Source organism: Haloarcula sp. K1, from assembly GCF_001647155.1.
Taxonomy (GTDB): domain Archaea; phylum Halobacteriota; class Halobacteria; order Halobacteriales; family Haloarculaceae; genus Haloarcula; species Haloarcula hispanica.
In genome coordinates, this window is the sequence record NZ_LRHL01000017.1 from 60,926 (window position 1) to 67,305 (window position 6,380).

Genomic DNA, 6,380 nt, shown 5'->3' on the forward strand with positions numbered 1-6,380 from the left:
GTTTTCGTTGTTCCGAGCGAGCAACCGATAGTGGCACACGTCGAGCGACTCACCGTCTACCCCGTCAAGGCACTGGACGGCATGGACTGCGACTCTGTATCGATCCGCCCGGGCGGGACGCTGGCGCACGACCGCGAGTTCGCCATGTTCGACGCCGACGGCGACGTGGTCAACGGGAAGCGGACCGACCGCGTCCACGACATCGACACCAGCTACGACACCGGAACGGGAACGCTGTCGGTCACCACTGACGGCGATAGCGTGTCGTTCGAACTCCGGGATGCGGATGACCGCGCCCGAGCAGCCGAATGGCTCAGCGCGTTTTTCGACGTGGACCTGACCGTCGAGCGCGACGAGACGCTCGGATACGTCGACCGGCGGGAGATGGGCCCGTCGGTCATCAGCACTGCGACGCTTGAGACCGTGGCATCGTGGTTCGACGACGTGACCGTCGAAGGGCTGCGACGGCGGCTCCGCGCGAACGTCGAAATCGGCGGCGTTCCGGCGTTCTGGGAGGACCGCTTCGTCGGTACGGACGCTCCTGCCTTCCGGGCCGGCGGCGTCCGCTTCGAAGGGGTGACACCTTGCGGTCGCTGTGTCGTCCCCCAGCGGGACCCTGACACCGGTAGGGAAACCCCGGAGTTCCGGGAGCGGTTCATCGAACGCCGGCGAGAGACGTTTCCGGAGTGGGCTGACCGGGACGCCTTCGATCACTTCTACACCCTGATGCTCATCGCCCGCGTTCCCGAGGGCGACCGCGGTGCGGACCTCGCCGTCGGGGACCTCGTCGAGGTCGTGTCGACGGATGAGACGTAGCGGGCGAACGCGGCCGAGACCGACAATCGAAAGGCGGTCCGCCTCGAACGGGGCGTAATGGCAGACGCGGACGACCACGTCGACCCGAGTGAGTTCGGCGAACAGGACGGTCCCCCGGTCGAGGAGAAGCCCTACAAGATCATCTTCGAGGCCAACAAGTGCTTCGGCGCGGGCAAGTGCGCCGAGAAGTCGCGCAACTGGACGCTCGACCTCGACACCGGCATCGCCAAGCCCGAGACTTACTTCATCGACGAGGAGGACCTCGATCACAATGTCGCGGCCGCGGAGGCCTGCCCGGCGAAGAAAGACCGGGGCATCATCCACGTCATCGACCGGCGAACGAACGAAGAGATCGCCCCAGACCCGAACGGCGACGGGTCACTCTCCGTCGACTGGTAGCGCAGTTTCTGATAGCGACAGCCGTTACTGCCACCTATCAGTCCACGGTGGTCTCCCGTGCGCGCGGTCAGAGACACCGAAAACTCGGTTCTGCGGGGGTGAATCTCCGCCCCCAGAAAACAGCCACCACAGGATATATCATGTAAGATTACTATAGATAATAAACTGAATTTCTTGATGCAAGCAGTTTAATATTTCAAGCTACTGTATGACATAACTTCTATTTATGGGGGGCAATTTGGGTATCAATATGCCACGTTCAAGTAGCATGGAGCGTCGATCGTTTCTGAAAGCGACGGGCAGTGCTGCGGCCGCCGCAGCACTGGCAGGATGTTCAAGTGATAGTGACAGTGACGGAACTGAGGACGAGGCGGGGACCGGAGACGGTATGGACTCGACGGACAGCAGTGGGGGCGATGTCGGGACCGACCTGAAAGAGGACGGTGACCTCTGGCGAGTCAATACGGGGACGATGACGACGATGGACCCGATCGAGGCGACCGACACCCAGTCGGGGATTGTCATCCAGCAGATGTTCGACCCGCTGATGAACTATCCCAACAGCCAGCCTGCTGTAGAGGGGCTTATGGCTGCGGATTACGAGGTATCCGACGACTTCACCACTTATACGTTCCAGTTGAAGGACGCGACCTTCCACAACGGAGACACCGTAACCGCCAGTGACTTCGCCTACGCGTTCGAGCGGCTGACTGCATCTGACAACTCCAGTCGTGCCTACTTCGTTCTGGACTCGCTGGGCGTCACACACGAAACGACGACCGAGACGGTCGACGGCGAAGAACAGGAAGTGTACAAGCCCGGGACACTCGGCGTCACGGCCGTTGACGAAACAACGCTCGAGATCCAGCTAGACGCGCCGTTCGCCTCCACGCTGGAGATGCTCGCGTACTCCTCCTTCTCACCGGTTCCCGAGGGCCTGGTTGGCGACATCGAAGGGTACGACGGCGAGATGACCCAGGCCGAGTTCTCCAGTTCGAACCCCATCGGGAACGGCCCCTTCGAGTTCGATACGTGGGACTCCGGAACTGAAGCCAGAGTCGGCGCATACGACGACTACTACGGCGAGAGCCCGAGCGTCGACGGCGTCCACTTTGCGGTCATCGAGAGCGATTCGGCCAATTACAACTACGCGATGAACCGCAATGCCGACATCTTCGAGTTGCCCACGGCGCAGTACGACCCCGGGAAGGTATCCGTTGAGGAAGAAGACGACCAGGGTCGTCAGATCGGGACCTACGGCGAGTTGCGTAACGGCGCGACGGCCAACTACTCCGGTGTGTCGACCATCGGTGTGTTCTACCTCGGATTTAACATGGCCAACGTGCCCAAGCCCGTCCGTCAGGCGGTCGCGTACGCGATGAACCAGCACACCGTTGTCGAGCAGGTCTTCAAACAGCGCGGCGAGCCCGCGTACAATTTCACGCCGAAGTCCATCTTCCCCGGCGGTGCCCAGAACTACAACGACCGCGCCGAAAACGAGTACCCGTACGGCTACGACGACAGCCAGCTCGGCCAGGCCCGTTCGGTGATGGAAGAGGCCGGCTACGGCGAAAACGAGCGTGTCGCCATCGAGCTGACGATCTACGAGTCCGGTGTCTGGAGCGAAACGGCAAGCATCCTCCGGGACCAGCTTCAGAGCGTCTACATCGACCTCGAAGTCAATCAGGCGCCGTTCAACACGCTGCTCGAACGTGGCCGCAACGGCGAGCTAGAGATGTACTCGCTTGGCTGGGTCGCCGACTGGCCCGCCCCGGACAACTTCCTCCAGCTGCTGAACCCGCCACAGACCGATACGAGCCTCGACTTCCCGATTTCCTACGTCAACTGGCAGCCGGAGAACGGCGACGCCGCACAGCAGGCAGAGGAGGCATACCAGTCGCTCAGCGATAACCCGGCACCGACAGAAGAAGACCAGGCCGCCCGGAACGACGCGTACATCAAACTGGAGAACGCGAACTGGGAAGACGTCGCAATGCTGCCGGTGTATCACGAACTGAGGGAGCTGTTCTGGTACGACCACGTCGACTTTACCCCGCCGGCTGGGATGGGGCCGAGCCGCCAGAAGATGAACACTGTGTCTCTCGGAGAGAGAGAGTAGTCCCGCTCCCGCTAGCGTTTCGTTTCCGTCATACCCGGTGACGGTACCAAGTTCGCAGCCCTCAAAGATTATGAACTCACAAATACCCGTACAACCGAGACAAGACAAGCCATGAGCCGCTTCACATACCTGTTCAAGCGTGTGGCTCTGTCAATCCCCGTTATCATTTTCGGGACGACAGTAACGTTTGCAATCATCCGGCTGGGGCCGCTTAGCCCCGCGGCAGCGATCCTCGGACCGCAAGGCGATGCGCGTGCGATTCGACAGATCGAGCAACGATTGGGATTGAACGAGCCCCTCTGGGAGCAGTACTTCGATTTCATGGGTAATCTGTTCCTGTTTGATCTGGGCCAATCGTGGGTCGTCAACTCCGGAACGCCGGCCATCGACCTCATCATCAGCTATGCCCCACGGACGATCTGGCTCGGGTTCTGGGCGGTCCTGATCGCCCTCGGAATCGGAATTCCACTCGGCTTCTACGCCGGCCTGAATCCCAATACGTTCTCTGACTACTTCGCCTCCTTCGGTGGAATTGTCTGGCGAGCGATGCCGAACTTCTGGCTTGCGGTGATTCTGGTTACGGTGCTTTCACAGACAGAGCAGCTGTTCGGGTTCAGCTGGACCAGCTTCATCGTGGAGACCAATGTCGTGACCTCTCCGAACCTCGCCGTGCTCAGGAGCCCGACGAGATTGATAACTGATCCCGGGCAGGCATGGACCAATCTGGCGAAAGCGACAAAACAGATACTGCCGCCCGCACTGGTGCTCGGGTCCGCGTCGATGGGCACAGAGATGCGTATCGGCCGAACCGCCGTCCTTGAGACAATCAACTCGAAGTACGTCGAAACGGCCAAGGCCAAAGGCGTCTCACCGCGAGTGCTGGTGTGGAAGCACATCTTCCGGAACGCCCTGATTCCGCTCGTGCCGGTCATCACTGCGGAAGCGTTCATCCTGATCGGCGGATCAGTGCTCGTCGAGACTGTCTTCTCTATCAACGGTATCGGCCTGCTGTTTGTCAAGGCGGCAAAGCAGGGTGATCTCCCGCTTGTCGGGACGCTGATGTACCTGTTCATCCTGCTTATTGTCGGCCTGAATATCGTACAGGACTTCGCGTACACGATTATCGACCCGCGTGTGGGGTACGACGGATGATGGAAACAGAACTCACCGACGACATCGATCAGCCGTTGAAGGACCGACTCAGGGCACACCCCAGACCGGCACTACTGTGGGGAGCAGGACTCTGTATCCTGTTGCTGCTTGAAGGACCGACATACCTCGATGGGCTGCTCGGCGCGATAGGCGCCGGACTCGGGTTGCTCCCGGGAGCGCCCGGTGCCGAGGCGTTCGCCAGTGCGTCAGCCTTCTTCAGCGAACTGCCGCATCTGCTGAGCCGTGAACTGGTACCCAACCGAGGGTATTACGACGGGAGCGCCTGGCAGGGGACCTTCCTCGGCCTTGAGCCGAAATACGCGTGGCTCATCCGCTTCCTGCTTGTGTATGCATACGTTGCAGCGTTGCTAGGCTGGCTGTGGTACGGCTACGTCCTTTTCCGTCGGCACTACCGCGCTGCTGACTGGACGCCGACTGACGACGTCATCGACCGACTCCGAAGCCACTACTGGGGCCTGTTCGGGCTCACTGTCGTCGTCTTCTTCGTCACGATGGCCGCGTTCGCGCCCGTTGTCGGCCCAACCACGGCCGAAGAGAATATCGAGGGACCGTACTCCCACGATATGAAGTACTACGACGAGGACACGGAGACGGTCGAGACGATTACCATCGGTGAAGCGAACCTCGGTTCCGCTTCCCGCGGTAGCGGAGACAGCAACGTCGGAGTCTGGAGTTACGACGACTTCGGGCGGTTCCACCCTGTCGGAACGCTCGTCAGCGGCAAGGACCTGTTCACCTTCCTCGCGTTCGGCGCACGGGTGTCACTGTTCATCGGGCTCGGGTCGATGGCGATTGCGGGCTTTATCGCAACGACGCTGGCATTAGTTACCGCCTACTACAAGGGGGTGACTGACCTCATCGTGGTGCTGACCAGCGACTCCGTCCAGGCAATGCCAGCATTGCTGCTGGTGATTCTTGCGACGGTGGTGTTCAGGAACCACTGGATAGCAGAGCTATACAGCGGGGCCATGCTGTTCATCCTCCTGTTCGCGTTGATACGCTGGCCGGGGCTGTGGCGAGCGGTCCGTGGCCCTGCGTTACAGGTCGGCGAACAGGAGTGGGTCGACGCGGCAAAGAGTTACGGCCAGCGACCCACTGTGATTATGCGGAAACATATGGCACCGTATATCCTCGGTTATCTCCTGGTTTACGCCTCCCTGACGCTCGGTGGCGTGATTATTTCCGTCTCTGCCCTGTCGTTCCTCGGACTCGGGATCACCGCCCCGACTCCCGAGTGGGGGCGGGCGATCAACATCGGACAGCAGTACATCGCCAGTCAGTCCTGGCACATCTCGCTCATCCCGGGCATCCTGATTACGCTGGTTGTCACCGGATTCAACGCATTCAGCGACGGGATTCGTGACGCTATCGACCCACAGAGTGAGGGTGCCGAAGGCGGTGCGACTGGCGCGGCCGCCGGAGGTGGTGGCGGATGAGCCACACCGACGACGGCGAACCGCTGCTGGCCGTTGACAACCTCCGAACCGTGTTCCACAGCGAGCGAGAGGAGATCCGCGCTGTCGACGGCGTTTCGTTCGACATCGAGCGCGGCGAGACGCTCGGTATCGTCGGCGAATCCGGCTCTGGCAAGAGTGTCACCGCACGCTCGATAATGGGACTGGTCGACAGTCCGGGCGAAATCCGCGAGGAGTCGTCTATCCGATTAGACGGGAGAGAGCTGACGACGCTTTCCGAAAAGCAGTATCGGTCAGTTCGTGGCGGGGACATCGCGATGGTGTTTCAGGACCCGCTGAGCTCGCTCAACCCGGTGTACACTGTCGGGAACCAGATCATCGAGGCGCTGGAGCTCCACCGCGGTATGGAAGGCACCGAAGCCAAGTCGGAAGCCATCGAACTGCTGCGTGCAGTCGGT

Annotated in this window: 6 protein-coding genes; all 6 read left to right on the forward strand. The window is 60.9% G+C overall.

The window, feature by feature from the left end:
• The first annotated feature begins 30 nt into the window (after positions 1 to 30).
• Positions 31 to 816, forward strand: a complete 786-nt coding sequence (locus AV929_RS06995) for an MOSC domain-containing protein (RefSeq protein ID WP_014039515.1) — start codon at positions 31 to 33, stop codon at positions 814 to 816.
• Positions 817 to 873: 57 nt separating this feature from the next.
• The gene (locus tag AV929_RS07000; RefSeq protein ID WP_014039514.1) at positions 874 to 1,215 is read left to right on the forward strand and encodes a hypothetical protein; all 342 of its coding nucleotides are present in this window, start codon (positions 874 to 876) and stop codon (positions 1,213 to 1,215) included.
• Positions 1,216 to 1,483: 268 nt separating this feature from the next.
• Positions 1,484 to 3,334 (forward strand): ABC transporter substrate-binding protein, encoded by a 1,851-nt coding sequence (locus AV929_RS07005; RefSeq protein WP_014039513.1) that lies wholly within the window; start codon positions 1,484 to 1,486, stop codon positions 3,332 to 3,334.
• Positions 3,335 to 3,445: 111 nt separating this feature from the next.
• Positions 3,446 to 4,486 (forward strand): ABC transporter permease, encoded by a 1,041-nt coding sequence (locus tag AV929_RS07010; RefSeq protein ID WP_014039512.1) that lies wholly within the window; start codon positions 3,446 to 3,448, stop codon positions 4,484 to 4,486.
• Positions 4,486 to 5,943 (forward strand): ABC transporter permease, encoded by a 1,458-nt coding sequence (locus AV929_RS07015; protein ID WP_079891631.1) that lies wholly within the window; start codon positions 4,486 to 4,488, stop codon positions 5,941 to 5,943. The genes AV929_RS07010 and AV929_RS07015 overlap by 1 nt, the downstream gene beginning before the upstream one ends.
• Positions 5,940 to 6,380, forward strand: a 441-nt coding sequence (locus AV929_RS07020) for an ATP-binding cassette domain-containing protein (protein ID WP_155120732.1), incomplete at its 3' end; no start/stop codon positions are given. The genes AV929_RS07015 and AV929_RS07020, both read left to right, overlap by 4 nt.